Below are 25,530 nucleotides of genomic sequence, written 5' to 3'. Positions count from 1 at the left end.
GGTCCCTTTTCGACGCCGATCACCCCGCTACCGGGGTCCTTTTTCCACGCCGATCCACAGTTGCCTGACCAAACCGACGCCCGGAGGCGGCGACCGATGCCGTCAAACCCGCACCTGGGAGTCGGATCACGGCAATTTGCGCGACGCCAACTTTCTTTTTTCCGGGGAGCGGCGTGTCTCGATCGGACGGCGCTGACCACATAATATGGAAGGCTATATCAATGCTGAATACACAGGGACGAGATATCTTCGAAAGCGAGCACGAGCAGTTCCGCGATTCAGTGCGGAAATTCTTCGACGTCGAACTCACCCCCAATCTTGAAAAATGGGAGGAGGAGGGGCTCGTGGACAAGAACTTCTGGCTCGCTTGCGGTGAAGCCAGCCTTCTGTGCCCGGGGGTTCCCGAAGCTTATGGCGGCCTGGGGCTGGGATATCGCTACAATGCGGTCATCGGCGAGGAACTCGCTTATGCCGGTTCGTCGGCCGGCATAACGCTGCAATCGGATATCGTTGCGGACTACATCATCAATTACGGCTCTGAAGAGCAGAAGCGCCACTGGCTCCCCCGGATGGTGACCGGGGAGACCATTACGGCGATCGCGATGACCGAGCCCGGCGCCGGGTCCGACCTGCAAGGCGTCAAGACCACGGCTCGCAGGGACGGCAACCACTATGTGATCAACGGGTCCAAGACCTATATCACCAATGGTCAGAACGCGGACCTGGTGATTGTCGTCGCCAAGACGGATCCCAATGCGGGATCCAAAGGCATCAGCCTGATTCTCGTCGAATCGGAGTGCGAGGGCTTCGCGCGGGGTAGAAACCTCGACAAGATCGGGCAGCACTCGGCCGATACCTCCGAACTGTTCTTCAACGATGTGCGCGTTCCTCTCACCAATTGTCTCGGCGAGGAAGGCAAGGGGTTCGTCTATCTGATGAGCCAGCTTCCCCAGGAGCGGCTCTCGATCGCGGTTTCGGCCCAGGCCGGCGCTCAGCGCGCGTTCGACGAAGCGCTCGCCTTCACCAAGGACCGCAAGGCGTTCGGCAAGACGGTGTTCGATTTCCAGAACACGCGCTTCGTTCTCGCGGATCTCGCAGCGAAGCTCCAGGCTGGCTGGGCCCATCTCGATTGGTGCCTCAAGCGGCATGAGACCCATGATCTGAACGGTTCCCAGGCTTCCGCCGCCAAGCTTTGGCACACTGAACTGCTCTGGGAGGTCTGCGACAAGGCGCTCCAGCTCCACGGCGGCGCCGGCTATATGAACGAATATATGATCGCGCGCCTGTGGCGCGATGCGCGAGTCCAGCGGATCTACGGCGGCACCAGCGAGATCATGAAGGAAGTGGTGGGACGTTCGCTGTGACCGAAGCCAGCGACGGCACGGCTGTCGATAGCGAGGGTGGGGCCGGGAAGTCCTTGTCCCTGACCCTCGCGAAGGCGCTCGGGCGCAGTGGATGCGACGTTGACCGCATCTGCGACTTGAGGAGATTGTCCGGGGGCGCCAGCCAGGAGACCTGGGCCTTCGGTGCGCATCTGCGGGACGGCGGTGTGGAACAGCTCATCCTTCGCAGGATGCCCCAGGGCGAACGCCCGGGTGATCTGTCCGCCGGACCAGAACTCGAGGCACAGGTCATCGCGCTCGTGGCTAGCGCCGGAGTTCCGGTTCCCGCTGTCCGCGAGGTCCTGCGGCCTTCCGACGGCGCGGGCCGAGGGTTCGTGATGAATCTCATCGAGGGCGAAACGCTGGCGCGCAAGATTATCCGCGACCATGCCTTCGACCAGGCCCGCGCGGAGTTCGCCGACCAGGCCGGTCAGATTCTCGCGCGCATTCACGCAGTGGACGCCACGCACCTGGCGCTTCGGGTGTCCGACACCGCCGAAGAGATTGAGGATCTGTGGGGGAAATATCTCCGCTCGGATATGCCTCGGCCCGTGTTCGAAATCGCGTTTCGCTGGCTTCGTTCACATATCCCGGATGCAGGGGAACCGCGCCTCGTCCATGGCGATTTTCGCAACGGCAATCTGATCTTCGGACCTGAAGGCGTGCGTGCGGTGCTCGACTGGGAACTGACCCACCGGGGCGATCCGCGCGAGGATTTGGGTTGGCTCTGTGTCAATAGCTGGCGCTTCGGGGAAATCGACAAACCCGCAGGAGGGCTTGCCGGCCGGGAGGAACTGCTGTCCGCCTATGAGCGCGCCAGCGGGCGCGCGGTAGACCGCGTAGGGGTCCATTTCTGGGAAGTGCTGGGTACCCTGCGCTGGGGCGTCATGTGCGCCAGCATGGTCGAGTGGATCGACAATGGCTCGGACGCTTCGATCGAACGCTGCATGATCGCGCGCCGGGCATCGGAAACCGAAATCGACCTGATGCGCCTCTTATCATCCACGGGAACTGCCCATGCAGGATAGACCTCACGCCGCCGCGATTTTGGCGGCCGTCGCTGCCTTTCTTCGTGAGGCCGCGATCCCCAATCTTCCGCCGCGCGAGGCATTTGATGCCCGGGTGGCGGCCAACGCTCTCGATCTCGTCCAGCGGCAGATCTCGAGCGGATTCACACGGGAAGCGCTGGAGCAGGACCGGCTCCAGACGCTCCTTGGCCATGATGGGGGGCTCGCCGATCTCAATACCGAATTCGCGCTCGAACTGAGGGAGGGGCGCCTCGATGCGTCCGATCCTTCTGTCTCCGAGCATCTGTGGGCGACCACGCTCGACAAGCTCGCGGTCGATCAGCCGCGCTATTCAGCCTATCTGCGCACGCTCCAGGAGCGGCAGGCGGCATCAGGAGAGAATTGACATGGATTTTGACCTGCCGCCCGAACTGGTAGCCTATCTGGCCGAGCTCGACCGGTTCATCGAGGCGACCATCAAGCCGCTCGAGGAGAGCGACGACAATGTGCGGTTTTTCGATCATCGGCGGGAGTGGGCGCGAACCGATTTCGAGAATGGCGGGCTGCCGCGTCATGACTGGGAGGAACTGCTTTCCCGGGCGGTCAAGCTCGCCGATGAAGCGGGTTACTGGCGCTTCTCGGCGCCGGCTGCCTACGGGGGCAAGGACGGCTCGAATCTTTGGATGGCGGTGATCCGCGATCATCTTGCCGCCAGGGGGCTGGGTTTGCACAACGACCTGCAAAATGAGCATTCGATCGTCGGGAATTTCCCTTTCGTCGCGATGTTCGAGGCGTTCGGTACGGATGCGCAGAAGAAGGAATTCATCACCGGCGGGTTCGACAAGAGCCGTTGGGTGGCGTTCGGCTTGACCGAGCCCGATCATGGCTCCGACGCGACCCATATGGAGACCCGCGCGGTACGCGAGACGCGGGACGGCGTCCCGGGATGGCGTATTGACGGCGAAAAGATGTGGACGACGGGCATGCATATCGCGACGCATTGCGCCACGTTCGCGCGCACCAGCGGCGAGGCGGGGGCCGCACGCGGGATCAGCTGCTTTCTGGTGCCCAGCGACACGCCCGGCCTCAAGGTCGAGGAGTATCTGTGGACCTTCAACATGCCCACCGACCATCCCAGGGTAAGTTTCGAAAATTGCTGGGTACCCGACGATGCCCTGTTCGGCCCGCCAGACAACGGTCTCGCCGTTGCGCAGTCCTTCGTGCACCAGAACCGCATCCGGCAGGCGGCCAGTTCTCTTGGGGCGGCGACCTATTGCATCGAACAGAGTGTCCGTTACGCGCGGACCCGTAAGCCCTTCGGCGAGGAACTGGCGCGCAATCAGGCGATCCAGTTCCCGCTGGTCGAATTGGCCAGCCAGGTCGAGATGCTGCGCTTGCTGATCCGGAAGACCGCCTGGGAAATGGACCGCCTGCCGCACAAGGAGGTCGAACATACGCTCTCGGACAGGATCAGCATGTGCAACTATTGGGCAAACCGGCTGGTGTGCCAGGCGGCCGACCGCGCCATGCAGGTCCACGGCGGCATCGGCTATTCACGCCATAAGCCCTTCGAGCACATCTACCGACATCACAGGCGCTACCGCATCACCGAGGGTTCCGAGGAAATCCAGATGCGCAAGGTCGCCGGCTATCTGTTCGGCTATATGGGGCCTCGCCGCGAGTTGTTCAGGAACCTCTAGCGGCCCACAGCATGCCCGGTGGCCTGGCGCCGGGCATATGGCGCTCGCCGTTCGGCGGGGAGGCCTTTACTCCACAGTGCTTGAACGCCTTCGTCGACGGTCCGCATCGACTCGTCGGTCACCTTGCAAGGCGCGAGCCCGAGCACCGCGCTTCTTACAGCGGGGGCGATGACCAGATCCCATAATTGGGAGGCGGCGTTTCGGGATGAGCGACCGTCTTTGGGGGCGAGAGATGCTCCGGAGATCGTAAATCCGAGATAGGCGATCCCCTGCTCGCGGGCGGCGTCGATCGCAAGCGCCAGTTCGGGAAAATTGACTGCTTCGGAAATGACGATCCGTTCCATCGCGACGACGTCCGGCATCAACACGATCTCGAGGATGCGTCGGCATGCGTCGGACAATTGCGCGACCATCGGGCGATCGTCGTCGGCCCTGTTTCTCAATTGCCCCAGCGTCGCACCCGAATAATTGAGCACGACCTCACGAAACAAATCGGATTTGCTCGCAAACCGTGCGTACAAGCTGCGCTTGGAAGTGCCGGCTGCCATGGCGATCTGCTCCATGCTGGCATTGGCATAGCCGTCGCGGAGAAAGGATCGCGTGGCGATCTCTACGATATGTTCCGTCAGTCTGGCCGATTCGGCGTTGGTCGGCCGCGCCATGGTCTATCTTCCTTTTCCTGCGATGGTTCCATCATGGAGACCGTCGTTTTCTAGGCACGGACCAGCGTCAGGTCGAGAGCGTCCTTGACAGGCTTGTTCAGATAACGCAACGCAATCGTTGCGTTATCTGAACAAGCAGGACAGCGCTCATGCCAGCTTTTTCGCCTCTGACGTTCGACGTCCGCAATCCAGCAATCCGGTCCGCGCGCGAGGAGTGGAAGCCTCATGCGCGGATGAGCGAGAAATCCTATGAGTGGTGGTACGTCACCGCCCACGCTCAGGACAGCTCCGGCCGCAGCTACTTTCTCTTCTTCGATCTCGTGAACTATCCAGGCGACGGCTGGCAGAAGCGGTTCGGGCAGGAGCCTGTCGACGGCCATCGCTTCGTGCATCTCGTCGGTATGTTGAGCGACTATGACGGGAACGACTATCGCCAGCTCTACGAGTTCGGCTATCTGCCCGATGACGGGCTGTGGTCCGAAGACGACTATGCCGTCCAGGCGGACGTCGGCAATGCCAGGGCCTGGTGGACCTATCGTGAAGACTACATGGAACTGCGGGCCGAATTCGAGGATGTTCATCTGGATCTGCGCCTCGACAACAGCAACGAAATTCTCTGGCACAAGGACAAGCTCGGCATCGAGGGCATGATACAGCAAGGCGCCGAGGACGATTTCAGTTTCTACTATTCGATCCCTCGGGCTCCGATGTCCGGCCGTCTGTCGATCAGGAGGGCGGACGGGAGCTGGCGCGACCTGATGATCAGCGGTTCGACACCGCTATTGTGCGGCAGAACGGCTATGCCAAGGCGCCCAAGGTCGGCACATGGGTGTCCTGGGGCTGGAGCTATGAATTCCCGATCGAGATTGAGGGCTCCCGCCATTTCAGGGTCGAGCCCAATAGTGCGCGAGAGTTCCTGGAAGTCCCGGAGATCGACTACGCGCTCTATGAGGGCGCCGGTCGCCTGATCGACGAACGAACCGGCGAGCAGGTCGGAGTCTCGGTCAACGAGTCCGCCGACATCCGCGTCATGGAAAACGGTCCTTACGCCAGGCGCCAGCGCTGACTCTCGCCCGTCTGACTGCCCGCGATCTGAACTTTACATGAGAGGAAACCAAGATGACCATCGCTGAAGGTCGCCTGCTCGGCGACGAGGAAAGCTTCGCCCGCCTGGGTCTCGATCCTGTTGTCCGTGCGCCGTGGGAAGACGGGCTGCGTTTGAAAAAGCCGTTCAAGAGCGGCGAGTGGGAATGGTGGTATTGCGATGCCCATCTCGACGACGGCTATTTCTGTGTCACGTCCTTCCATCTCGAGGTCGATGCGCAGGGCAATGTCACCCCGTTCATCAACATCAATATCGCCAAGGGCAGCACGATCATCTGCGACCTGAAGGGTCTGCCGGTCGACGCCGAGGCATATAGCGTCTCCGAAAGCGAATGCGACGTGGTGTTCGGGAACAACCTGTTCCGCAGCCTGGAAGGCGTGAAGCGCTATCATGTCTATGTCGATCCGGAAACCACAGGCGGTTACGGGCTCGACTTGCGCTTCGACAGCACCGTTCCAGCCTTCCGGCCGGGCACTGGTCGGTGGGAAGCCGGCGATCGACATTTCTCCTGGTTCTGCCCTGTGCCGGGAGCCGATGTCGCAGGCAAGCTCTTCATCGGCGGCGAAACCATCGAAGTGAAGGGCAATGGCTATCATGACCATAACTGGGGCAATGTTCCGATGGACCAGATCCTGAGTGACTGGCTGTGGGGCAGGGGGCAGGTGGGCGACTTCACCGTTGTCACCGCTTCGGTGCGATTTCATCCTGACGTGGGAGGCGCCGAGGCGCCCCTGCTTTACCTCACATCTGGCCAGGAAGTCCTTGTAGACGCTTATAATGACGCCGTTGTTTGCCTGGAGGGTGTCAAGATCCCCCAGCCTGTCACGGGCAAGAAAACGAGCAGCGACTGCATTTATATCGCACAGAATGACAGGCTAAAGGCTTCGGTCAGGTTCGATGGGCAACGCACGGTCATCGCCTCCTTCCAATGGGTCAACAGTTCGCCGGACTGGGAAACCTGGTACACCCGCTTTCCTGCGAAGGTCACGGTCGATATCGAACGCGCGGATGGAACGCGTTCGAGCGCGACCGATAATGGCCCGCTTGAGAATATGGACTTTTTCGGCCGCCGGCACAGTGCCGATTGATCCCGGGCCTGGGAGCTGTCGTCGTCCGTGCCGACATATGTCGGCACGGACGGTGCGGCCCGGTCGTCGCGGACCCGGCTATGGACATTGCTGGTGAGCCATGATCGGAAGAATAGATTCTGGTTATTCACGCCGTCGCTGCGGCGGAACCCGGGCTTTGCAATTTGTGCTGGTGACAGCGCCGTGCGTGCGCCATGAAACCGTGAGATGCAGATGATGAAAGCCGTCCGCTATATCGAAACCGGGCGCCCGCCCGAAATCGTCGACGTTCCGGTTCCTATCCCTGCGCCGGGCCAGGTGCTCGTGCGCATTGCCGGTGCCGGCGTCTGCCACTCGGATCTGCATGTGCTGGATCATGGTATCGGCATCGCTGGCCCATTCACACTGGGCCATGAGAATGCGGGCTGGATCGCCGGGCTCGGCGCCGGTGTTACGGGCTGGAAGGAAGGAGACCCGGTTGCGGTCTATGGGCCTTGGGGATGCGGGCAGTGCCGTCAGTGCCAGACATCCGCCGAGAATTACTGCGAACATCATGCCAGCATTCCGACCTTCGGCGGAGGTCTCGGGTCGGATGGCGGCATGGCCGAATATATGATCGTTCCCTCGCCCCGTCTGCTGGTTCCCCTAGGCCGGCTCGATCCCGTGCAGGCCGCGCCCTTGAGCGATGCTGCGCTGACGCCCTATCATGCCATCAAGGCCGCGCTTCCGCTGCTCACGCCCGATGCGACAGTCCTTGTCCTGGGGATTGGCGGGTTGGGGCACATGGCACTCCAGATCCTTCATGCCCTGTCGCCCGCCCGCATGATCGCCGGCGACATTGATGCTGCAAAGCTCGCATTTGCGAGACAACTTGGCGCCGGCAATGTCGTGGATACGGGCGACGAGCGGCGTGCCGCCGAGGAGATCATGGACTTGGTGGGCGAGCGCGGCGTGACCGTCGCGCTCGATTTTGTCGGCGCCCAGCCGACGGTCGATCTGTGCAGTCGTGTCGTCGGCCGGGCAAGCCGACTCTCCGTGGTCGGGCTGGCCGGCGGGACGCTGCACTATTCCGCTAACAAACCACCTTATGGGTGCGAAGTCAGCATCCCCTATTGGGGGTCGCGCGTGGAATTGATGGAGGTGATCGCCCTGGCGGAGGCTGGGCGGATCGCAGCCGAAGTGGAAAGCTTTCCGCTCGAGGATGCGGCCGATGTCTATCAACGCCTGCGCGAAGGTCGCATCAAGGGGCGGGCGGTCCTGCTTCCCTGACGGGAAGTCGGCAGTGCTTCACGCCGGTCGCCAGAAGTTTCAAGCGACCGGCCGGCTATTCTTCCATGGCTCACGCGTCAAGGAAGCGAGTGAATTCCGTCAGCGGTGCGCGATCGCTGCGCAACGCATTGACCGCGGCATCATGATCCTCATAGCCGATCGACATGCCGGTGAAGAGCATGAGCTGCGGCTCCACATCCAGGATGCGCGCGACCGTGCCGGGAAACATGGCCCAGCATTCCTGCGGGCAGGATGCCAGCCCGTTCTCGACAAGCAGCAGCATCAGGCTCTGCAGGAACATGCCCAGATCCGACCATTGCGGCGGTCCCATCTGCCGATCGACAAAGCAGAAGAGGCCGACCGGGGCCCCGAACAGCCTGAAATTCTCGTGGAACCATGCCCTGCGCGCCGGCCTGTCCTCGCGGGGAATGGCCAGGCGGGCATATAAGGCTTCGCCGATCGCGAAGCGTCTATCTGCATAGGGTGGCGTAAGACCCTTCGGGTAGATATCATATTCGCCGGGCTCGCTCTGCACGCCGGCCGCGATCTGTTCGCCTACGGCGTCGACCAGACGGGAGCGGGCGGCGCCCGTCACGACGCGGATGTGCCAGGGCTGCAGATTGCCGCCCGAGGGGGCTCTGGAAGCCGCTGCAATCAGGGATTTGAGCAGATCGGTCGGAACCGGCGTATCGAGAAACTTTCTGACCGACCGGCGATTGGCAAGCGCATCCGCGACGTTCATTTCATCATCCCGTGGCTGTCTTCTATATTGTCGACAAAGCGAGGCGCTCGGCCCTCGAGATTGGCATGGATCGCCTCGGTCTGGTTCGCGCTGCCGATTAAATGCTGTTGCTCGATCGATTCGGCCAGCAGGACTTCCGCCTCGCCGGCGTGGTCGGAGAGGCGCAAGAGGCGTTTGGCGGCTCTAATGGCATCAGGGCTTTGGACCGCAATCTGCTCGGCCAGGCTGATGGCGGCCTCGCGTGGTTGAGGGGCCAGGCGAGTGACAAGGCCGAAGGCCTGCGCTTCCGTGCCGCTGAATTCTCGGCCGCTGAAGGTCAGCTCCCGGATGACGTCCGCACGTGCAAGGCGCCGCATCAGCGCGATGCCGCCCATGTCCGGTATCAGGCCCCATTTGATCTCCATGATGCTGAGCCGGGTATCGGGCGCAGCGATCCGAATGTCCGCGCCGAGCGCAAGCTGAAAGCCGCCGCCGAAGGCGAGACCATGAATAGCGGCGATTACGGGAACCGGAATTTCCCGCCAGGCAAGAACCACGTGCTGCGCCTGGTTCGCCTCGCCGTGGGTGCGCTCAGCGAGATCTCGCCAGGGCAAGGCGTGGTTGCCGGCCATCGTCGAGAAGTTCTGGAGATCGAGACCCGCGCAGAAGGCTCTTCCTTCGCCGGAAATGACGATCGCGCGCAGGTCCGGCATCGTCGCAAGTGAGTGGGCGGCCTGTTCGAGGGCGTCGAACATGGGTCCGTCGATGGCGTTGAGCTTGTCGGCTCTCGAGAGCCGGACTTCGGCGATCCCTGCGGATCGGGTTATCGTCACCCGGCCATTCATGCCTACGCCCTTCCGGTCAGGCGTTCTGAACCAGCTTCTTCCGCCGAATGATCGTTTGGGGCACCGTATATTCGAGGAGGCCTTCGATACCGCCCTCGACGCCCAGGCCCGACTGCTTGTGCCCCCCGAAGGAGGCCAGTGGCGTCAGATACTGCGTGTCATTGATCCAGACGGTGCCGCTTGCGATGCGCGAGGCGATCGCAGCTGCCTTCTCCTCGTCGGCCGACCACACTGACCCACCCAGGCCATATTCGCTGTCGTTGGCGCGGCGGATGACATCGTCGATATCCTTGAATTTCAGCAGGGGGAGAGCAGGGCCAAATTGCTCCTCCTGGACGATCCGCGCATCTTCGGGCGGATTGTCGATCAGGGTCACCGGGATGAAATAGCCCGGGATATCGGACGCCTCGCCTCCGAGAAGGAACGTATATCCCTTGTCCCGCGCGTCGGCGATCAGGTCGAGGACGCGGTCATACTGCGCCTTGTTGTTGACGGGGCCAATTTGCGTGCCCTGTTCCGCACCATCACCGACTTTCACGGTCCGTGCATAAGCCACCAGCGCGTCCTTGAATCTGTCGTAGATGTCCTCATGAACATAGAGGCGCTTGGTCGCGATGCAGATTTGCCCGTTGTTCCGGAACGCGGCCCAGAAGATCTGCTCGGCCGCTTCCTCGACATTGACGTCCGGCAGAACGATCGCGGCATCGTTGCCGCCAAGCTCCAATGTAATGCGCTTGAGCGTGGCTGCAGCGCTCTGCATCACGCGTCGGCCGGTCTGGGTGGAACCCGTGAAAGTGACCTTGTCGATGCCGGGATGCTCCGTCAGCCACGGCCCGAGGCGATCGGTCCCGGTGACGATGTTGAGCACGCCCGGCGGCAGAATGCCGCGCGCGATTTCGCCGATCCTTAGCGTTGTGAGCGGCGTGAAGGGCGAGGGCTTCAGTACCATGGTGTTGCCGGCCAGAAGCGCCGGGCCGATCTTGAACATTGCGAGGATGATCGGGAAATTCCAGGGAGCGATCGCCCCCACCACGCCGATGGGAAGATGGCGCGTCTCGACCCGGCGCTCGGCAGAGTCCTCCGCGACCGTGACCGGGAGATCGAGCGAGAGCGTGCCCTTCAGATAATAGGCCGCGCCAATGATCTCCATCTCCGCGTCCGCATGCGGTTTGCCTTGCTCAAGCGTTAGCAGCCGCTTCAACTCATCGGTTTGCGCCAGGATGGCATCCGAGAACGCAACGAGCTTCGCCCGGCGTTCGTCGAACGGCAAAGCCGACCACACCGCGAATGCCGCCCGCGCGGCGGCGACGGCCTGGTCGAGCTGTTCCTTTGAACATTCGGGGGCATGGGCGATGATCGACTCGTTGGCCGGATTGAGGACCGGGAAACGTTCGTTCGCCGTGACACGCTCGCCGCCCACTACCAGTTCAAAGGAAGTATCCAACGCCATTATATCATCCTCTCTGGGCGATGAGGACGCCCGTTGCCTCTAACCCCTTAATGGACTAATTAACTGCCCGTCGCAAGAGCGGATAGGGCGCGTTACATGCCGCAAGCCCTTCCATTGAGAGGGGAAGAAATGACCGACAGCAGGATTCTGGTCGAGCGTTTGGGCAACGTCGCACGGCTGCGCTTCAACGACCCATCGACGCGAAACGCCCTCTCCATGGATATGGCGATCGAATTGCGCGATCGTTTGCGGGAAGTCGAGCAAAGTGCTCGCGTCATCGTCCTGGCGGGAAGTGAAAAGGCATTCTGCTCCGGAGCCAATCTTGGCGATGGCGCGGATGGTGCCCGTCCGGGGGAGATCGACGCCGGCCTTGGCCTTGAGGATTACGTCAATCCGGTGATGATGACGCTGAGGGAATCGCGCGTTCCACTGGTAACAGCGGTTCGCGGCGCGGCTGCGGGTGTTGGCGCCTCATTCGCGCTTATGGGCGACATCATCGTCGCCGGCCAGAGTGCCTATTTTCTCCAGGCTTTCTCCCGGATCGGCCTTGTTCCCGATGGAGGCTCGCCGTGGCTCCTCATGCGTACAGTCGGTCGTGTGCGCGCGATGGAATTGATGATGCTCGGAGAGAAGCTTGGCGCCCAGCAGGCCCACGACTGGGGAATGGTGACCAGGGTCGTGCCGGACTCGGAAGTCGATGACGTTGCTCTCTCCTTTGCGCAGAGGCTGGCCGATGGACCGACCAGAGCATTGGCGCTCACGCGCAAGGCGGCCTGGGCAGCGGCTGAGTCGACGTTCGAGGCCGAGCTGCGCCTGGAGCGCTGGCTGCAACAGGAGGCCGGCTTTCATGCCGATTTCAAGGAAGGCGTCGCCGCATTCCTCGAAAAGCGACCGGCCCGGTTTGGTTGATTGACAATCAGACGAAATCGCGTCAACGAACTAATCAAATAGCTAATTATGAACTCGCAGGAGTATGAACATGGCTGAAGCATTCATCGTAGAAGCCGCGCGGACGGCCGGTGGTCGCCGCAACGGCCGCCTTTCCGGCTGGCATCCTGTCGATCTCGGCGCGCTGGCGCTGAACGCCATTGTCGAACGCACCGGGATCGATCCGGCCGCGATCGAGGATGTGATCATGGGCTGCGTCGGACAGGCTGGCGAGCAGGGGCTTCATATTGGCCGCAATGCCGTGCTCGCCTCGAAGCTCCCGGAAAGCGTACCTGCGGTGTCGATCGACCGGCAGTGCGGCTCGTCCCAGCAGGCCGTCCAGTTCGCCGCGCAGGCGGTGCTGTCGGGTTCTCAGGACGTCGTGCTGGCGGCCGGTGTCGAATCGATGTCGCGCGTGCCTATGGGCACCACAGGAACATGGACTGCCGAACTCACGCCCGGAAGTCCCATGAGCCAGGGCCTGCTGGACCGCTATCCCGGTATAATCTTCAGCCAGTTCGAAGGCGCCGAGCTTATCGCTCGCAAGCATGGCTTCTCGCGAGCCGACCTCGATGCCTTCGCCCTTGAAAGCCACAGGCGTGCCGCGACAGCGACCCAGGCCGGCGCGTTCGACCGCGAAATCATTCCGGTTCCGATCGAGACGCCCGAAGGCAGCGAACTTCACGTCCGTGACGAGGGCATCCGCTATGACGCCAGCTTGGAATCCATCGGTTCGGTCAAGCTGATCAAGGAAGGGGGCGTGATCAGTGCGGCCAGCTCGAGTCAGATTTGCGACGGCTCCTCGGCCGTTCTTGTCGTGAGCGAACAGGCGCTCAAGGTTCATAATCTCACCCCGATCGCGCGCATACATGGCCTTACCGTGACGGCTGGCGATCCGGTGGTGATGCTCGAGGAACCGCTGTTCGCGACCGAGCGGGCGCTCAAGCGCGCCGGGCTGCGTATCGACGACATCGATCTCTATGAGGTCAACGAGGCGTTCGCGCCGGTCCCGCTCGCCTGGCTGAAGCATCTCGGAGCGGATCCGGCGAAGCTCAACGTCAACGGCGGCGCGATCGCCCTTGGCCATCCGCTCGGCGCGTCAGGCGCCAAGCTGATGGCAACCCTCATCCATGCCCTGAAGGCAAGGGGCAAGAAATACGGGCTCCAGACGATGTGCGAAGGCGGCGGCGTCGCCAACGTCACGATCGTCGAAGCCCTCTGAACAGGAGAACAATAACCATGAAACTCAATTCCTCGATTGCCGCGGTCGTCACGGGCGGCGCTTCCGGTCTCGGCAAGGCTACCGCCGTGGCGCTCGCTGCCAAGGGCGTGAAGGTGGCGCTTTTCGACCTGAATGAGGAACTCGGCGAGGCCGCTGCCCAGGAAATCGGCGGTGTTTTCTGCAAGGTCGATATTACGTCGAATGAAGCGGTTGATGCCGCCTTTGCCAAGGCGCGCGCGGCGCACGGGCAGGAGCGGGTGCTCGTCAACTGTGCGGGTATCGGTAATGGCATCAAGACTGTCAGCCGGGCGAAGGACACCGGTGAGCTGACACATTTTCCTCTCGATGCCTTCGAGAAGATCATTCAGGTGAACCTGCTCGGCACATTCCGCTGCATCGCCAAATCCGCCGTTGGCATCGCCTCGCTGGAACCGCTCGAGGACGGCGAAAAGGGCGCTATCGTCAACACCGCTTCGGTCGCGGCCGAAGACGGCCAGATCGGCCAGGCCGCCTATTCGGCGTCGAAGGGCGGGGTCGTGGGCATGACGCTGCCGGTCGCGCGCGACCTGATGAGCGAGGGGATTCGGGTCAACACCATCCTGCCCGGCATCTTCTCGACGCCTTTGCTCATGAGCGGCGGGCCCAAGCTGGTGGAAGCACTTTCCGCGATGGTGCCCTTCCCCAAGCGTCTCGGGCTTCCCGAGGAATATGCCAATCTCGCGCTGACCATGATCGAGAACGGCTATTTCAACGGCGAAGATGTCCGCCTTGACGGCGCCATCCGGATGGCGCCGCGCTAAGCCGGGATGGAACGTCTCGACCGTGCGTGGTTCGAACAGGCCGCATTCCCGCATAGCTGGGAATGCGGCACACGTTTCGCCGACCTCGATCCGCTGGGTCACATCAACAACGTGGCAATGGCCGCGATACTGGAGGATGCGCGCGTTCGGCTGAGTTCAGCAATCAATGGGGAAGCGGGCCTGAAGCCGTTCCGGATCCTGATTGCGGCCCATCTGCTGAACTATGTCGCCGAGGCCTACTATCCGGCCCTGGTCCATGTTTCTTCCGGCATCAGGGCTATCGGCAAGTCGTCCTGGCAGCTGGCGCAGATCGCACGGCAGGATGGCAGAACGGTAGCGCTGGCCTGCTGCGCGCTCGTGGCCGAGGAGGGTGGTCGATCGGTGCCCATTGGAACGGAATTCGAACGGGCTTTGCGCCGCTTCGAAATTGCCTGAACGCAGAAAATACGAACAGGAGCGGCTATGGCTGGGCCACTTGAAGGGTTGCGGATCATCGAGATGGCGGGAATCGGGCCTGGTCCGTTCGCGTGCATGATGCTTGCCGATCACGGGGCGGAGGTTATTCGCGTCGAGCGGCCCGGTGGTGTTCAGGCGGGCCCCGCGGGTGATCCTGCAAAGGATGTTCTGCTACGTTCACGCCGCACAATCGCAGTCGACCTGAAATCGGCCAAGGGCATAACGATCGTCCGTGATCTGGTTCGCTCGGCCGACGGTCTGGTCGAGGGATTTCGTCCGGGCGTCATGGAGCGGCTCGGTCTCGGCCCGGACGTGCTCATGGCCGACAATCCGCGCCTGGTTTACGGGCGCATGACGGGCTGGGGCCAGTTCGGCCCCTATGCGGCGGCGGCCGGGCACGACATCAACTACATTGCGCTGGCCGGGGCGCTGCATGCCTTCGGGCGCGCCGGCGAAAAGCCGACGCCGCCCATCAATATGGTGGGCGATTTCGGCGGCGGCGGCATGATGCTGGCGTTCGGGATGGTGAGCGCCCTGCTTCACGCGCAGAAGAGCGGGGAAGGGCAGGTGATCGATTGCGCGATGACAGACGGTGCGGCGCTGCTCATGAGCATGATCTGGACATTTCGGGCTCAGGGCACCTGGCGGGACGAGCGTGGCGTCAATCTACTCGATACCGGTGCCCATTTCTATGACACCTATGAGACAGCCGATGGCAAGTTCATTTCGATCGGCTCGATCGAGCCGCAATTCTACGCCGCGCTGCTCAAAGCTGCCGGACTGGCGGACAATCCGAAGTTCGGCCGCCAGATGGACGAAAGCCAATGGGGCGAGTTGAAGTCACGGCTGACGCAGATTTTTCTCACCAAGACGCGCGACGAATGGTGCGGTCTCATGGAGGGACGGGACGTTTGTTTCGCGCCAGTGCTTTCGCTGGCAGAAGCACCCGGTCATCCTCACAACGTCGCGCGTCGCACGTTTGTCGACATTGCGGATGTAACCCAGCCTGCTCCTGCGCCGCGATATTCGAAAACATGCACTGACGATCCTCGTATGCCCTCATCGGAATCAGATTACGAAGAAATTCTTGGGCAACTGGGATATGGCGCCGATCACATTTCCATTCTGCGTGAAATGTTGGTCGTTTCGTAAGGGATTACCGGGCAATAGCCGATGGCGTATGGCGTCATCTTTTTGGTCTAATTCCCGATGCAATGAGAGCGACGAGTTGTTGCTCCTCCAGCTTTCCGTTAAAAAGCAACGGGAGATCGCCATTAGATTTCGAGCACATCGGAGTGCTTGCAGGCGACCCGCAATCTGTCGAAACCATCGGGCTCCGCAATGTCGAATGGCTGCTCGCGACGCAGATGGGCAAAGGCCTCATCGATGGGTGCGATCTCACTAGGCTTTGGGATCGACGATCATATTGGCGATCGCCATGGGCACTCTCCTTATGATAGTTGTTGGACATTTAGCAACCTATCAGCTGATACAGGCCTCGACAGCCCGACATCAAGGGCGCCGTACAATTCCCATCGCATGAGAGGTCCAGCGCGCTTGCGCTGGATCAAAGAGCAATTCATCATGAAACGATTGATGAGGGAGTAAATATGGCTGGCGCCACGGTACCAAAGCAAGGAGCGCAAGCTTCAACCGGCTCGGATACCCGGGTTTCGCTTTTGAATTCGGTTGCCGCACTCATGACAGAGCGCGGCACGATCGACGCGACTCTCAATGAGATTGCCGAGAGAAGCGGTGTAAATTCGGCGCTAATAAAATATTATTTTGGAAATAAAGACGGCCTTTTTCTGGAGTTGTTGCGCTATTCTATTGGCAAGGCGATCCAGGATCTGGAAGCACTGGTCCATATGAATCTCAGCCCAGTCGAGAAGATGCGTATCCATTTGAGCGGGGTCGTAAATGTCTATTTCCGGCACCCCTACATTAACCGGGTAATGCATCTGCTGCTCGCGACGAATGAGAGCGTGGGAAAGATCCTCTCTGAGGAACTCGTGCAACCCCTTGTGGCGGCCCAAGGCACCATTCTTGAAGAGGGACGATCGGCCGGTCTATTTCGAGAAATTGATCCGATGCTCTTTTATTTTCATGTGATCGGGGCATGCGACCACCTATTTTTCGGTCGCTATGCGCTGAAATATGCTTTCGAAATTGATGAGATCAATGATGAAATTCGCCAGAGATTCATAACTCAACTTTGCGAGATCGTGATGGTAGGCATTTCCACTCTCCACCAATAACCTCTAAATCTCTTTTGCGTGATATTATATCATCGAAATATTTGGAAGCGTCACACAGGACATTCATATATATGCTCACCTTCTCCTTAAATTTTGGCGTTGTTGCCCCCCAGAACGCATAACGCAAAAAAAGCCGCCCGAAGGCGGCCGAAGTATTAGGAGAGGATGCCTAAAAGGCCCGGATTTCATGGCGCCTCTCTGATTGTTATGCAAGTGCGAAATATGCAACTATAACTACGGGTGGCGCACTATACCAAAATGGCAGTCTCTTCATACCAGAATATAATGTCATACAAAGGCAAGTCCATCGGGATGTAGTAGCCACTTTCTGCCGAACGTCGCCGTTTTTTATACAAATTATGTTACGGATCGCCCGATTGCGACTATATCGCTGCCGGCATCGCGGCGACTTCACTTTTGCAGTGGGACCCCGCCGCCGAACTCGACGTTGCCGCCAGAAGATCGGCGATGGTCTGATGTCCTGGGATCAGAAGGGATAGGCCGGCGGGGTGCTCTTGATCGTGACCCACTGCCAGTCCGTGAACAACTCCCAATTGGCGGGCCCGCCGATGGAGGTGCCGTTGCCCGAGGCACCAACCCCTCCGAAGGGGTTCACGACATCGTCGTTGACAGTCTGGTCGTTGATATGCAGCAAGCCCGCGTGGAGACGCTCGCCGAGTGCGAGAGCGCGACCGACATCCCGCGAAATGACCGCCGCCGACAGGCCATATTCCGTGTCATTCGCCAACGCGACCGCTTCGTCGTCGTTTTCGAACGGCACGAGGACCGCGACCGGTCCGAAGATTTCCTCGCTGAAGGCCGTCATTGTGTGGCTGACTCCCTTGAGTACGGTCGGCGCAAGGAACAGTCCTTCCGACGTGCCGCCCGCGAGAATTTCCGCCCCCTCCGCCACTGACGTCTCGAGCACCGACAACGCGTGATCGAGCTGCGGCTGGTTGATAATCGGCCCGAGCGCGACAGTTCCGCTCATCGGATCGCCGACCGGCAACGCCCGGGCTTTTTCCGCTAGCTTTGCCGCGAAATCCTCGATGATCGACTTCTGAACGAGGATACGGCCTGCCGACATGCAGATCTGGCCCTGATGGAGATAGGCGCCCCAGGCGGCATTCCTGAGCGCCAGCTCGATGTCGGCATCGTCGAGAATGATCAGCGAATTCTTGCCGCCCAGTTCGAGCGAGACCTTCTTGAGGTGCTTGCTCGCATTCTGCCCGACCATCCGGCCGGCGTTGGTCGAGCCGGTGAACTGGATCATGGCGATGTTGGGATTGCTGCAGAGGGCTTCTCCCGCATCGCCCCGGCCGGGAAGGACCTGGAGCACGCCGGCGGGCAGTCCCGCGAGCTCGAACAGGCGTGCAATCACGAAGCCGCCGCACACCGCCGTGCGTGGGTCGGGCTTGAGAACCACCGCGTTGCCGACAGCCAGCGCTGGCGCGACGGCGCGCATCGCAAGGTAGAGCGGAAAATTGAACGGCGCGATGATCCCGACGACGCCAAGCGGGCGGCGCTTGGCGAGGCTGGTGCGTCCCGCCTCGCTCGGCAGCACGAGTCCTTGCGCCTCATAAGGCATGCCGCCGGCCAGCTGGATCGCCTTCAGCGACAGACGAAGCTCGAACTCGGCCTTGGCGCGGACGGAGCCGCTCTCGCGCATGATCCATTCGACGATCTCGTCCCAGTGCGCGTGACCGGTTTCGACCGCCTTCGGGAACACCCCCGCGCGCTGGTCCGGGCTGGCCGCAGCCCACGCCTTCTGGGCCTTGCGAGCAGAAGCAGCCGCGGTCGCGATATCGGAGGGGTCGGCCATTCCGATCTTGCCGATCACCTGGCCTGTCGCGGGCTCGATCACGTCGGCCACCGCCGGTCTCGCTGTCCACTCACCGTCGAAGATGGAACCGCTCAGATGGTTTTTAGTCAGAAATTTTGTCGTCGTCATAATGCATCTCCGATTGTCGAGGAGGCAGACGGAAGGCGCTCGCTGACGGATTCCGGTGCCGTGGTGTTGCATGAATTGAGAAAGCGGATGAGCGTGGTCGCGAGCGCTTCCGGCGCTTCAAGCGGCGCGAGGTGCGCGGCGTGAAGATGGACGGTTTGCGCCCGGGGGATTGCCTCGGCGATATGTTGGCCATGTCCCTCGAACGGCGTCGACGTGTCGAGATCGCCGGCGACCACCAAAGTCGGAGCCTCGATTTCCCTGAGCCGCCAATAGATGTCCATGTCGCGGATCGCGGCCGCGCAGCCGGCATAGCCATCATTCGACATGCGGCGCAGCCCTTCGGCAATATGATCGCTGGCGTCAGGGTCGGCCTTCCGAAATTCCGGAGACAGGAAACGCCCCAGCGCCAGATCGAGGATCGCCTCGGTGCCTCCGTAGCGAACCGCCTGCACGCGGGCCGTCCAGGCGCCCGGGTCCATCGTTGCGGAGGTGCAGATCGGGATGAGGGCTTCGACCCTGTCCGGGTAATCGAGCGCCAGTCCCATAGCCATCATGCCGCCCAGCGAGACACCAGCGACCGCCGTCCGCGCTACACCCGCATCATCGAGCACCGCGATGACATCATCGACCAGCATGTCGATGCTATAGTCGCCTCGGGGCGCCTCAGAGCGGCCATGGCCACGTGTATCCATCCGCAACACATGGAAGTCGGCCAGATAGGGCATGACGCGATCCCAGAGGTGCAGATCGGTTCCGATCGAATTGAGGAGGAGAAGCGGCTGACCTTCAGTATCGCCGGCTTCCTCCCAATGGAGCCTTATGCCGGGTCTCACGCATGTCACCATGAATTCAGACCTTCCGCGCGATCTGGAAGCTGGGAATGATTGCGAGTTGATCAAGGCAGTGCTCGCCAGCCGTCGTCAGCCATGATGCGAGCGCGATCGGGAAAGATGGTACACGGTGGCGCAACGGCGCACAGGGGCGTGCGATAGGATCTTTCAGCGAAGAGCGCTTTTTGCCCTGTAAGAGCCACTTGGCGGTATGTTTCGGTCCAGTGGGAAGCGCCTCGGTGGATACGATTGTTCTCATAGATATTCCAGGCTTCAGAAGCGTGCAGCTCGCGGGCATTGGGGCCGCCACGCGAGCTGCAACGGAAGGTGAGCGAGCGATGCCGGGTTCATGGCATCGCTCCTGAGCCATTCCCAGGGGGAGGGGGATAGGAACGACTCCTTGTACCAACCTCACTTACTGGTGCCGACTGTCGCCAGCACACGGGCGCAATGCCGAATGCAGACCGTAAACGAAAAGACCTTTTCGGTAATCGGCCAAACCATTTTGATATCAACCATCCCGACAAGCGATGGGTTGGAAGCGAACTCGCCGTCCCATCATGCATCGACAAACCGGACCGGTTCCCGGTCGGGCCGGTCACGACTTCGGCTGGACCATTGTCACGCACTCCGGACGCCGCTTCGATCAAGGTTTGTGCATGTTTTCCGGCCATTCACCTCGAGCGCTGACTAAAAGATTTTAGCGATGCGGATCTGGGCCCGTATCGCCTCGCGGAACCCGCCCTCGACATGAACCATGTGGCCCGCGCTACCCTCGACTTGCAAGCCCGGCGCGACGAACGTCTGCACGGCAAAGCGGACCTGCTGATTTTCGGTCTTCGTGCCGTTGTAGAGTCCATCGACATATTGGCGGCCGCCCCAATAGCCGGCATAGCCGATCGACGCCGAAGTCTTTGGCGACAGAGTGTAGCGCCCCCAGATCTGCACGGCGTCCGTGCGATGCTGCGTCAGGGTCTGCCGATCAACGCCATAGTCGTCATTATGGCCGTACCATGTCATGTCGCCATAGGCTTCGAGCGCAAACCGTCGCGCGACACCCTGCACGACGCCGACCTGCATGTCGTATGTGTAGCGATTGCCGCCGATATTGGCGGCTTTGTTGTGGCTATAGGTCCCGGTTGGCATCGAGACGATCGGCGAGAAGCCCACATAGGTGCCATGCACTGGATCGTCATGATGCACGAGCCACAGGGTCGCGAATGGCATGATGTCGCCGATCCCGCTTGAGCTTCGTAGCCTCTGACCGGCCGCGCGGCCGCTGTAAATCGCGCCGAACGGCACGATGATCTGCGGATCCGCGATGAACGGGCCTATCTTCACGAAGTGAACGAAACGGACGAGTCCGATGCTTGACCGGAGCTCAGTGTCGCTTCCCAGCAGGCCCACCCCGGGCACCTGGATCGCATCACGATCGGTGTAGGTGCCGTAGAGCAGCAACATATTGGTGCCAGGCTTCAGCGCGACGTAGTCGCCGGGATCCACATCGACTGCCGCGGCCGGGGTGGCCAGCGCAGTGGTAAGCAAGAACAACAATGCACTATGGCGCCAGCCCATCGATCCCTCCCTGGATATTTGGTTATTCAATGACCAAGCGAAGCGATCGAGGCAAAAACCTTTATGGTCTGGCCGATATACCCTTTCGGTATCAAAATACAATGCTTTCAATGAACTGGCGCCGGCGACTTCCCGCCGTGAAGCCTCATGATACCCTGGCGATATAGCAGATTATCGATAAGGTATTTCGAATGGGGCGGCGGCGCTTTTATTGAAAAGTCCGCCTGCCGATCAGCCCGTCAACGGGTCAGACGCCATCGGCGTAGAGTTCGCGTTCGGAATGCCGGGACGCGGTCAGGCCGGCAGGCAGTCGCGCGGATTGCCCGCGGTCGCTGGGGCGACCGCGAATGAGGATGACTGAGCATGACCAAGGAAAGCTACGACTTCGTGATCGTCGGTGCTGGTGCAGCCGGCTGTGTAGTGGCGAGCTATCTGGCCGAGCACACCGACGCGTCGATCGCACTCATCGAGGCGGGCGAGACCGATCGCGATCCGTTCATCCATATCCCCGCGGGATTCGCCAACATCCTCATCCATGACCGGCACGTGTGGAAGTATGAAACGGTACCGCAGCATGGGACCGTCCGCGCCTATCGCGCGGGCAGGGTGCTCGGCGGCGGATCGTCGATCAACGCGATGTGCTATGTTCGCGGCCAGGAGCGCGATTATGCCGCCTGGCAGAACGCCGTCGGCGACACCGGCCGCTGGTCCTATGCGGACCTCCTCCCCGTCTTCATGGCGCAGGAGGACAATGACACCTTCCACGACGACTATCATGGCGTCAACGGCGGACTGTCAGTCCAATTGCCCAAGGGCATCAACAAGCTGAATCAATATTGTTTGAAGGCATTCCAGGAATATGGCCTTCCCTACAATCCCGATTACAATGGCGAGAGCCAGATCGGAGTCTCGCCGGTCCAGTCTACGGTCGGCAACCAGCGCCGCTGCAGCGCGGCCGATGCCTATCTGCGGCCGCACCTCGCTTCGGGCCGGGTAACGCTCCTCACCGACAAGACCGTCACGCGCATCCTGATCGAGAACAAGCGTGCCGTTGGTGTTGAACTGCATGGTACGACTCCGGAACTCATCCTGGCGGGCGAGGTGATTCTATCGGCTGGAGCGATCCAAAGTCCGAAGATCCTGATGCATTCCGGCGTCGGGCCGGCCGAGCAGCTGCTACAGCATGGTCTTCCGGTCATCGTCGACTCTCCGGAAGTCGGCGAGAATCTCCAGGATCATCCGATCGTCCCCGTGCGCGCCTATGTGAAGGGCGATCTCGGCTACCAGATGGCGGCGCAAGGCCTTGGAAGCATGAAGGCCGGTCTGCGCTACCTCGTCACCAAGGACGGCCCGGCGTCGGGCAATGGCATCGAGACGGTGTCCTACTGGAATCCTTCCGACTTCACCGCCGATCCCACCATCCAGTGCTATCATGTTCCGATCATCTCGGCAGACGGCTTGAGTCCGACAGGCGATCGCTCCGGCATCACCTTCGAGCTTGTCGTCCTCCAGCCGAAAAGCCGCGGCTGGATCCGCCTGGCGGATGGCGATCCGACCTCGATGCCGCTCATCAATCCGAACTTCATCGGCGAGGAGGAGGATCTGAAGGCCGCCGTCGCATCCGTCCGCGCAATTCGTGAAGTGATGCGCCAGGAGTCGCTCGCGCCCGTGATCGAGGACGAGATTGAACCTGGCCCGCAAGCGCAGACGGACGCCGAGATCGGCGAGTGGGTCAAGCGCGTCGCCACGACGATGTGGCATCCGGTCGGCACCTGCCGGATGGGGGCGGACGAGCGCGCTGTCGTCGATGCACGTCTACGGGTACGCGGAGTTGAAGGCCTGCGGGTGATCGACGCGTCCATCATGCCGAACATCACGAGTGGCAACACCAACGCACCCACCCAGGCCCTCGCGCGTCACGCTTCTGCCATGCTGGTGGACGACGTCTTGCACCGGTCTACCGGACGGGCTCCCGGCTCGCCGCAGCCTGCGATCGTTCCTCCCGCCCAGACGCTGCCTGCCTGAAAGTCCAACATCGACTTGGCGCCGGCGATCCGCTTCCTCCGACCGATCGCAAACCATGGCAGTACACGAAATCAGGCCGTCCCCCTTGGTGGGCGCTGTCGACGTGACAAATGACAAAGGGAAGCGTCATCACCGTCCGCAAAAACCGCGCAGGAACGGTCGATCATCAGGAGGTGTCATTGCGTGATGAGAAAAAATCGCAGGGTTAGTGGAGGATATCGAAGGTCTATTCTCTTCAAGGGTTTCGGTGGTATCCGTTTTGATCCGGGAACAGCTCCGAGCGCCATGGAGGCGCATGAGGTGGTCGTCGATAAGTCTATGACCTCGTCGGAATTGCTTTGTTCCGCGCCGAAGAGCGAGCGCGATGAGTGACTTAAGGTCACTCATTGGCTCCTCGCCGATGGTCTCGGTGAGGCGAAGACATCTTCCCAGTACGCCCCCGATAACCCGAACAGCTTACGCGCCGCCAATCTTTTCAGACATGCACGTCTGGCCAGATAAATTCGAAGAGAAATGCTTTGCCTCTCGGGCGATGATCAATCGGCCTCCGTTGCCAACCATTCCCTGAGAAGGGTTGTCGTCTCTCCGGGATGCTCGAGAGCTGCCATATGGCCGCAGTCTCGAATGATATGCAATACTGACCCCACAACGCGATCGTGGATTTCTTCCGCGTGTGCGGGCGGCGTGATCCGGTCGCCGTCTCCAACGACGATCATCGTGGGCACCGCGATGGTGCTGAGGAGACCGGTCGAGTCGGGGCGGCTCATGATTGCCTGTTGCTGCCGAAGAAAAGCGTCTCCGCCAACGCGTTGGGCCATTGCGCGCATTTCGTCCGCCACGGTCCCTTCGACATGACTTGGATGCACTAGACTGTTCAGCAAGCGGCGGGTGACGCCCAGAAACTTGCCCCGCTGAAGGGATTCGATACCGGCGTGGCGCTGGGCAATCCGCTCCGGTGTGTCGGCGCGCGCGCTTGAATTGAAAAGGGCTAGGCGACGAACCCGGTGAGGCGCTCTGCGCATGATATCGAGCGCTACATAGCCGCCCATTGAGAGACCGACGAGGGAGAAGCGGGCAGGGGCTGCTGCAAGCGTCCGTCGCGCCATGTCACCGATATTGTCGTCCAGGGTGAGGTCAGCGATCATCGGCGCGACGTCGTCAGCGAGCGCGCCGACCTGATGGCGCCAGAGCGACTGGTCGCACAACAGGCCGGGCAGAAAGACGATAGGCTCGAATGATGCCGGATGCGTCGATCGGGAAGAGGAGGGCGACGGTCGCTCGAAACTTTGCGCGTGAACTACGGTACGTGCCATATTGACGACCTCCTGCATCTGCCGGTGGGCCTGTGGTCATCATATGTCCAATACATGATGGGTGTGATCCCAATAGCCTTAGAGCATGATGTGGAGTTGTGGCATATCTGTTCTTTCCTGACCGTTTTGGAGGAAAGGCATTTTGCCCGGACAGCATAGAAGCTTGGAAATGTGCAGCCGCCTCTCAGCCATGAGATCAGGGACCTTGAACAGAGATCGGTAGCCGTCCGTTGCATCCATCCCTCGCGGCGCTGCGCTGCCCAAGTCGGCAAGGCTTTCGGAAAAGGTTCGGGTGTGGAGATTATCGATGTGGCTGTCGCAGCTGCGCCGTAATGGCCACAGCGAAATCGAGTGACCCTACCCCGGAATTGCCACCGGCCAGAACGAGAGATCCGGCTTTTCATGGGCCGGGGTTAACCCCGGCCCATGAAGCGAATTCGGCCGGTGTCGAGAACCCCAGGGATGTGGAAGGTGCATCTTGCGCAGCTCTGAAGGCCCAAGCCGCCGTATAACTGCTTCCAGCGGTAATACGTCGCCTCCGAGAGGCCCATCTTCCGGCACACTCCGGCACCTGCGTGCCGACCTCGGCCTGACGCAGCGCAAACGCAATTTGCTCGCCAGTGAACTTCGACTTCTTCATGCAAAATCTCCAACTCAAATCAGCTTCGATTTTGACAGATTTCTCCCATTCCCGCTGGAGGCATTTTCCGGGACGGGGTCGAGCCCCCGCTGTCTCAATTGGCTTGCAGGGTGCAAGCCTAGTCGATCCCGGCCTTCTCCTTCCCTGAACTTGGCAGGCCACCGCCGTGCGGGAGTGGATACGGGTTATCTGGAGATTGAGCACGTCATAAGGATTGACGCTGCAGTGCAGCGTCAGGCATAGCCGATCACGGCAATGGATTCCTGCCGGGCTCGTCCGAGCCGAACCGCCCGCAAGGCTGATGATTCCTACCTGTCGCCGTCAG

Annotated in this window: 23 protein-coding genes, 2 pseudogenes and 1 riboswitch; of the genes and pseudogenes, 16 read left to right on the top strand and 9 right to left on the bottom strand. The window is 61.1% G+C overall.

What is annotated here, in order from left to right; genetic code table 11:
* The 5 genes from BGP17_RS10625 to BGP17_RS10605 form a co-directional block, all read left to right on the top strand.
* Positions 1-196: hypothetical protein (locus tag BGP17_RS10625; RefSeq protein ID WP_286711886.1), on the top strand; the 196-nt coding region annotated here is incomplete at its 5' end.
* A gap of 25 nt (positions 197-221) precedes the next feature.
* Positions 222-1,364, top strand: a complete 1,143-nt coding sequence (locus tag BGP17_RS10620) for an acyl-CoA dehydrogenase family protein (RefSeq protein ID WP_286711888.1) — start codon at positions 222-224, stop codon at positions 1,362-1,364.
* Positions 1,361-2,410 carry a phosphotransferase family protein gene (locus BGP17_RS10615; RefSeq protein WP_286711885.1) on the top strand — a complete coding sequence of 350 codons (1,050 nt, stop codon included), beginning with the start codon at positions 1,361-1,363 and terminating at the stop codon, positions 2,408-2,410. Before BGP17_RS10620 ends, BGP17_RS10615 begins: the two co-directional genes overlap by 4 nt.
* Positions 2,400-2,795 (top strand): DUF6285 domain-containing protein, encoded by a 396-nt coding sequence (locus BGP17_RS10610; RefSeq protein WP_286711884.1) that lies wholly within the window; start codon positions 2,400-2,402, stop codon positions 2,793-2,795. The genes BGP17_RS10615 and BGP17_RS10610 overlap by 11 nt, the downstream gene beginning before the upstream one ends.
* Position 2,796: 1 nt before the next feature.
* A complete protein-coding gene (locus BGP17_RS10605; protein WP_286711883.1) occupies positions 2,797-4,089 on the top strand; it encodes an acyl-CoA dehydrogenase family protein in 1,293 nt (430 codons plus the stop codon).
* Here the strand turns inward: BGP17_RS10605 and BGP17_RS10600 are convergent.
* On the bottom strand, positions 4,086-4,751 hold the full coding sequence (locus tag BGP17_RS10600; protein WP_286711882.1) for a TetR/AcrR family transcriptional regulator: 666 nt from the start codon (positions 4,749-4,751) through the stop codon (positions 4,086-4,088). The genes BGP17_RS10605 and BGP17_RS10600 overlap by 4 nt on opposite strands.
* Before the next feature lie 149 nt (positions 4,752-4,900).
* Between BGP17_RS10600 and BGP17_RS23880 the strand changes: the two are divergent.
* From BGP17_RS23880 to BGP17_RS10580, 4 genes and pseudogenes are all read left to right on the top strand, one after another.
* Positions 4,901-5,425, top strand: a pseudogene (locus BGP17_RS23880) (hypothetical protein); the annotation flags it as partial.
* A 110-nt stretch (positions 5,426-5,535) separates the two neighbouring features.
* Positions 5,536-5,817, top strand: a complete 282-nt coding sequence (locus tag BGP17_RS10590) for a hypothetical protein (RefSeq protein ID WP_286711880.1) — start codon at positions 5,536-5,538, stop codon at positions 5,815-5,817.
* Between the two features lie 53 nt (positions 5,818-5,870).
* Positions 5,871-6,944, top strand: coding sequence for a lipocalin-like domain-containing protein (locus BGP17_RS10585; RefSeq protein ID WP_286711879.1), 1,074 nt, complete (start codon positions 5,871-5,873; stop codon positions 6,942-6,944).
* Between the two features lie 207 nt (positions 6,945-7,151).
* The gene (locus BGP17_RS10580) at positions 7,152-8,192 is read left to right on the top strand and encodes an NAD(P)-dependent alcohol dehydrogenase (RefSeq protein WP_286711878.1); all 1,041 of its coding nucleotides are present in this window, start codon (positions 7,152-7,154) and stop codon (positions 8,190-8,192) included.
* A gap of 70 nt (positions 8,193-8,262) precedes the next feature.
* Here the strand turns inward: BGP17_RS10580 and BGP17_RS10575 are convergent, their stop codons facing one another.
* Genes BGP17_RS10575 through BGP17_RS10565 form a run of 3 tightly spaced genes read right to left on the bottom strand, consistent with a single transcriptional unit; the run spans position 8,263 to position 11,208 of the window.
* Positions 8,263-8,934 (bottom strand): nitroreductase, encoded by a 672-nt coding sequence (locus BGP17_RS10575; protein WP_286711877.1) that lies wholly within the window; start codon positions 8,932-8,934, stop codon positions 8,263-8,265.
* On the bottom strand, positions 8,931-9,758 hold the full coding sequence (locus tag BGP17_RS10570) for a crotonase/enoyl-CoA hydratase family protein (protein ID WP_286711876.1): 828 nt from the start codon (positions 9,756-9,758) through the stop codon (positions 8,931-8,933). Before BGP17_RS10570 ends, BGP17_RS10575 begins: the two co-directional genes overlap by 4 nt.
* 16 nt (positions 9,759-9,774) lie before the next feature.
* Positions 9,775-11,208, bottom strand: a complete 1,434-nt coding sequence (locus BGP17_RS10565) for an aldehyde dehydrogenase family protein (protein ID WP_286711875.1) — start codon at positions 11,206-11,208, stop codon at positions 9,775-9,777.
* Between the two features lie 129 nt (positions 11,209-11,337).
* Between BGP17_RS10565 and BGP17_RS10560 the strand changes: the two genes are divergently transcribed.
* From BGP17_RS10560 to BGP17_RS10535, 6 genes are all read left to right on the top strand, one after another.
* Positions 11,338-12,117: an enoyl-CoA hydratase-related protein gene (locus BGP17_RS10560; RefSeq protein WP_286711874.1), complete on the top strand. Its 780-nt coding sequence runs from the start codon at positions 11,338-11,340 to the stop codon at positions 12,115-12,117.
* 70 nt (positions 12,118-12,187) lie between these two features.
* Positions 12,188-13,357, top strand: coding sequence for an acetyl-CoA C-acetyltransferase (locus BGP17_RS10555; RefSeq protein ID WP_286711873.1), 1,170 nt, complete (start codon positions 12,188-12,190; stop codon positions 13,355-13,357).
* A 17-nt stretch (positions 13,358-13,374) separates the two neighbouring features.
* Positions 13,375-14,157 carry an SDR family NAD(P)-dependent oxidoreductase gene (locus BGP17_RS10550; protein WP_286711872.1) on the top strand — a complete coding sequence of 261 codons (783 nt, stop codon included), beginning with the start codon at positions 13,375-13,377 and terminating at the stop codon, positions 14,155-14,157.
* A gap of 6 nt (positions 14,158-14,163) precedes the next feature.
* On the top strand, positions 14,164-14,592 hold the full coding sequence (locus tag BGP17_RS10545) for an acyl-CoA thioesterase (RefSeq protein ID WP_286711871.1): 429 nt from the start codon (positions 14,164-14,166) through the stop codon (positions 14,590-14,592).
* A 27-nt stretch (positions 14,593-14,619) separates the two neighbouring features.
* The gene (locus BGP17_RS10540) at positions 14,620-15,765 is read left to right on the top strand and encodes a CaiB/BaiF CoA transferase family protein (RefSeq protein WP_286711870.1); all 1,146 of its coding nucleotides are present in this window, start codon (positions 14,620-14,622) and stop codon (positions 15,763-15,765) included.
* Positions 15,766-16,223: 458 nt separating this feature from the next.
* Positions 16,224-16,871 carry a TetR family transcriptional regulator gene (locus tag BGP17_RS10535; RefSeq protein WP_083276956.1) on the top strand — a complete coding sequence of 216 codons (648 nt, stop codon included), beginning with the start codon at positions 16,224-16,226 and terminating at the stop codon, positions 16,869-16,871.
* A 487-nt stretch (positions 16,872-17,358) separates the two neighbouring features.
* Here the strand turns inward: BGP17_RS10535 and BGP17_RS10530 are convergent, their stop codons facing one another.
* From BGP17_RS10530 to BGP17_RS10520, 3 genes are all read right to left on the bottom strand, one after another.
* A complete protein-coding gene (locus BGP17_RS10530; RefSeq protein ID WP_070156702.1) occupies positions 17,359-18,822 on the bottom strand; it encodes a benzaldehyde dehydrogenase in 1,464 nt (487 codons plus the stop codon).
* Entirely contained in the window at positions 18,819-19,667 is an 849-nt protein-coding gene (gene pcaD / locus BGP17_RS10525) for a 3-oxoadipate enol-lactonase (RefSeq protein ID WP_083276957.1), read from the bottom strand. Before pcaD ends, BGP17_RS10530 begins: the two co-directional genes overlap by 4 nt.
* 675 nt (positions 19,668-20,342) lie before the next feature.
* Positions 20,343-21,227 carry a transporter gene (locus BGP17_RS10520; RefSeq protein WP_070156703.1) on the bottom strand — a complete coding sequence of 295 codons (885 nt, stop codon included), beginning with the start codon at positions 21,225-21,227 and terminating at the stop codon, positions 20,343-20,345.
* 363 nt (positions 21,228-21,590) lie between these two features.
* Between BGP17_RS10520 and BGP17_RS10515 the strand changes: the two genes are divergently transcribed.
* The gene (locus BGP17_RS10515) at positions 21,591-23,252 is read left to right on the top strand and encodes a GMC family oxidoreductase (RefSeq protein WP_083276958.1); all 1,662 of its coding nucleotides are present in this window, start codon (positions 21,591-21,593) and stop codon (positions 23,250-23,252) included.
* Between the two features lie 536 nt (positions 23,253-23,788).
* On the opposite strand, the gene BGP17_RS10510 is transcribed toward BGP17_RS10515, so the two are convergent.
* Complete coding sequence (locus BGP17_RS10510; RefSeq protein ID WP_234419342.1) at positions 23,789-24,565, bottom strand: alpha/beta fold hydrolase; 777 nt, start codon at positions 24,563-24,565, stop codon at positions 23,789-23,791.
* A 476-nt stretch (positions 24,566-25,041) separates the two neighbouring features.
* A pseudogene (locus BGP17_RS10505) lies at positions 25,042-25,205 on the bottom strand (transposase); the annotation flags it as partial.
* A 242-nt stretch (positions 25,206-25,447) separates the two neighbouring features.
* A riboswitch (Fluoride riboswitch) is annotated at positions 25,448-25,523 on the top strand.
* The last annotated feature ends 7 nt before the right edge of the window (positions 25,524-25,530 follow it).

This window comes from Sphingomonas sp. 67-41, assembly GCF_001899725.1.
In the GTDB taxonomy this organism is placed as follows: Bacteria; Pseudomonadota; Alphaproteobacteria; order Sphingomonadales; family Sphingomonadaceae; genus Sphingomonas; species Sphingomonas leidyi.
This window is presented reverse-complemented; position numbering and strand designations above follow the sequence as displayed.

What these genes read in the sequence shown, in the direction of transcription:
- BGP17_RS10610 (WP_286711884.1), top strand. Translation starts at nt 2,400, where the DNA reads ATGCAGGATAGACCTCACGCCGCCGCGATTTTGGCGGCCGTCGCTGCC.
- BGP17_RS10535 (WP_083276956.1), top strand. Translation starts at nt 16,224, where the DNA reads ATGGCTGGCGCCACGGTACCAAAGCAAGGAGCGCAAGCTTCAACCGGC.
- BGP17_RS10555 (WP_286711873.1), top strand. Translation starts at nt 12,188, where the DNA reads ATGGCTGAAGCATTCATCGTAGAAGCCGCGCGGACGGCCGGTGGTCGC.
- BGP17_RS10570 (WP_286711876.1), bottom strand. Translation starts at nt 9,758, where the DNA reads ATGAATGGCCGGGTGACGATAACCCGATCCGCAGGGATCGCCGAAGTC.
- BGP17_RS10580 (WP_286711878.1), top strand. Translation starts at nt 7,152, where the DNA reads ATGCAGATGATGAAAGCCGTCCGCTATATCGAAACCGGGCGCCCGCCC.
- BGP17_RS10515 (WP_083276958.1), top strand. Translation starts at nt 21,591, where the DNA reads ATGACCAAGGAAAGCTACGACTTCGTGATCGTCGGTGCTGGTGCAGCC.
- BGP17_RS10530 (WP_070156702.1), bottom strand. Translation starts at nt 18,822, where the DNA reads ATGACGACGACAAAATTTCTGACTAAAAACCATCTGAGCGGTTCCATC.
- BGP17_RS10545 (WP_286711871.1), top strand. Translation starts at nt 14,164, where the DNA reads ATGGAACGTCTCGACCGTGCGTGGTTCGAACAGGCCGCATTCCCGCAT.
- BGP17_RS10565 (WP_286711875.1), bottom strand. Translation starts at nt 11,208, where the DNA reads ATGGCGTTGGATACTTCCTTTGAACTGGTAGTGGGCGGCGAGCGTGTC.
- BGP17_RS10585 (WP_286711879.1), top strand. Translation starts at nt 5,871, where the DNA reads ATGACCATCGCTGAAGGTCGCCTGCTCGGCGACGAGGAAAGCTTCGCC.
- BGP17_RS10575 (WP_286711877.1), bottom strand. Translation starts at nt 8,934, where the DNA reads ATGAACGTCGCGGATGCGCTTGCCAATCGCCGGTCGGTCAGAAAGTTT.
- BGP17_RS10520 (WP_070156703.1), bottom strand. Translation starts at nt 21,227, where the DNA reads ATGGGCTGGCGCCATAGTGCATTGTTGTTCTTGCTTACCACTGCGCTG.
- pcaD (WP_083276957.1), bottom strand. Translation starts at nt 19,667, where the DNA reads ATGGTGACATGCGTGAGACCCGGCATAAGGCTCCATTGGGAGGAAGCC.
- BGP17_RS10620 (WP_286711888.1), top strand. Translation starts at nt 222, where the DNA reads ATGCTGAATACACAGGGACGAGATATCTTCGAAAGCGAGCACGAGCAG.
- BGP17_RS10560 (WP_286711874.1), top strand. Translation starts at nt 11,338, where the DNA reads ATGACCGACAGCAGGATTCTGGTCGAGCGTTTGGGCAACGTCGCACGG.
- BGP17_RS10540 (WP_286711870.1), top strand. Translation starts at nt 14,620, where the DNA reads ATGGCTGGGCCACTTGAAGGGTTGCGGATCATCGAGATGGCGGGAATC.
- BGP17_RS10605 (WP_286711883.1), top strand. Translation starts at nt 2,797, where the DNA reads ATGGATTTTGACCTGCCGCCCGAACTGGTAGCCTATCTGGCCGAGCTC.
- BGP17_RS10600 (WP_286711882.1), bottom strand. Translation starts at nt 4,751, where the DNA reads ATGGCGCGGCCGACCAACGCCGAATCGGCCAGACTGACGGAACATATC.
- BGP17_RS10510 (WP_234419342.1), bottom strand. Translation starts at nt 24,565, where the DNA reads ATGGCACGTACCGTAGTTCACGCGCAAAGTTTCGAGCGACCGTCGCCC.
- BGP17_RS10550 (WP_286711872.1), top strand. Translation starts at nt 13,375, where the DNA reads ATGAAACTCAATTCCTCGATTGCCGCGGTCGTCACGGGCGGCGCTTCC.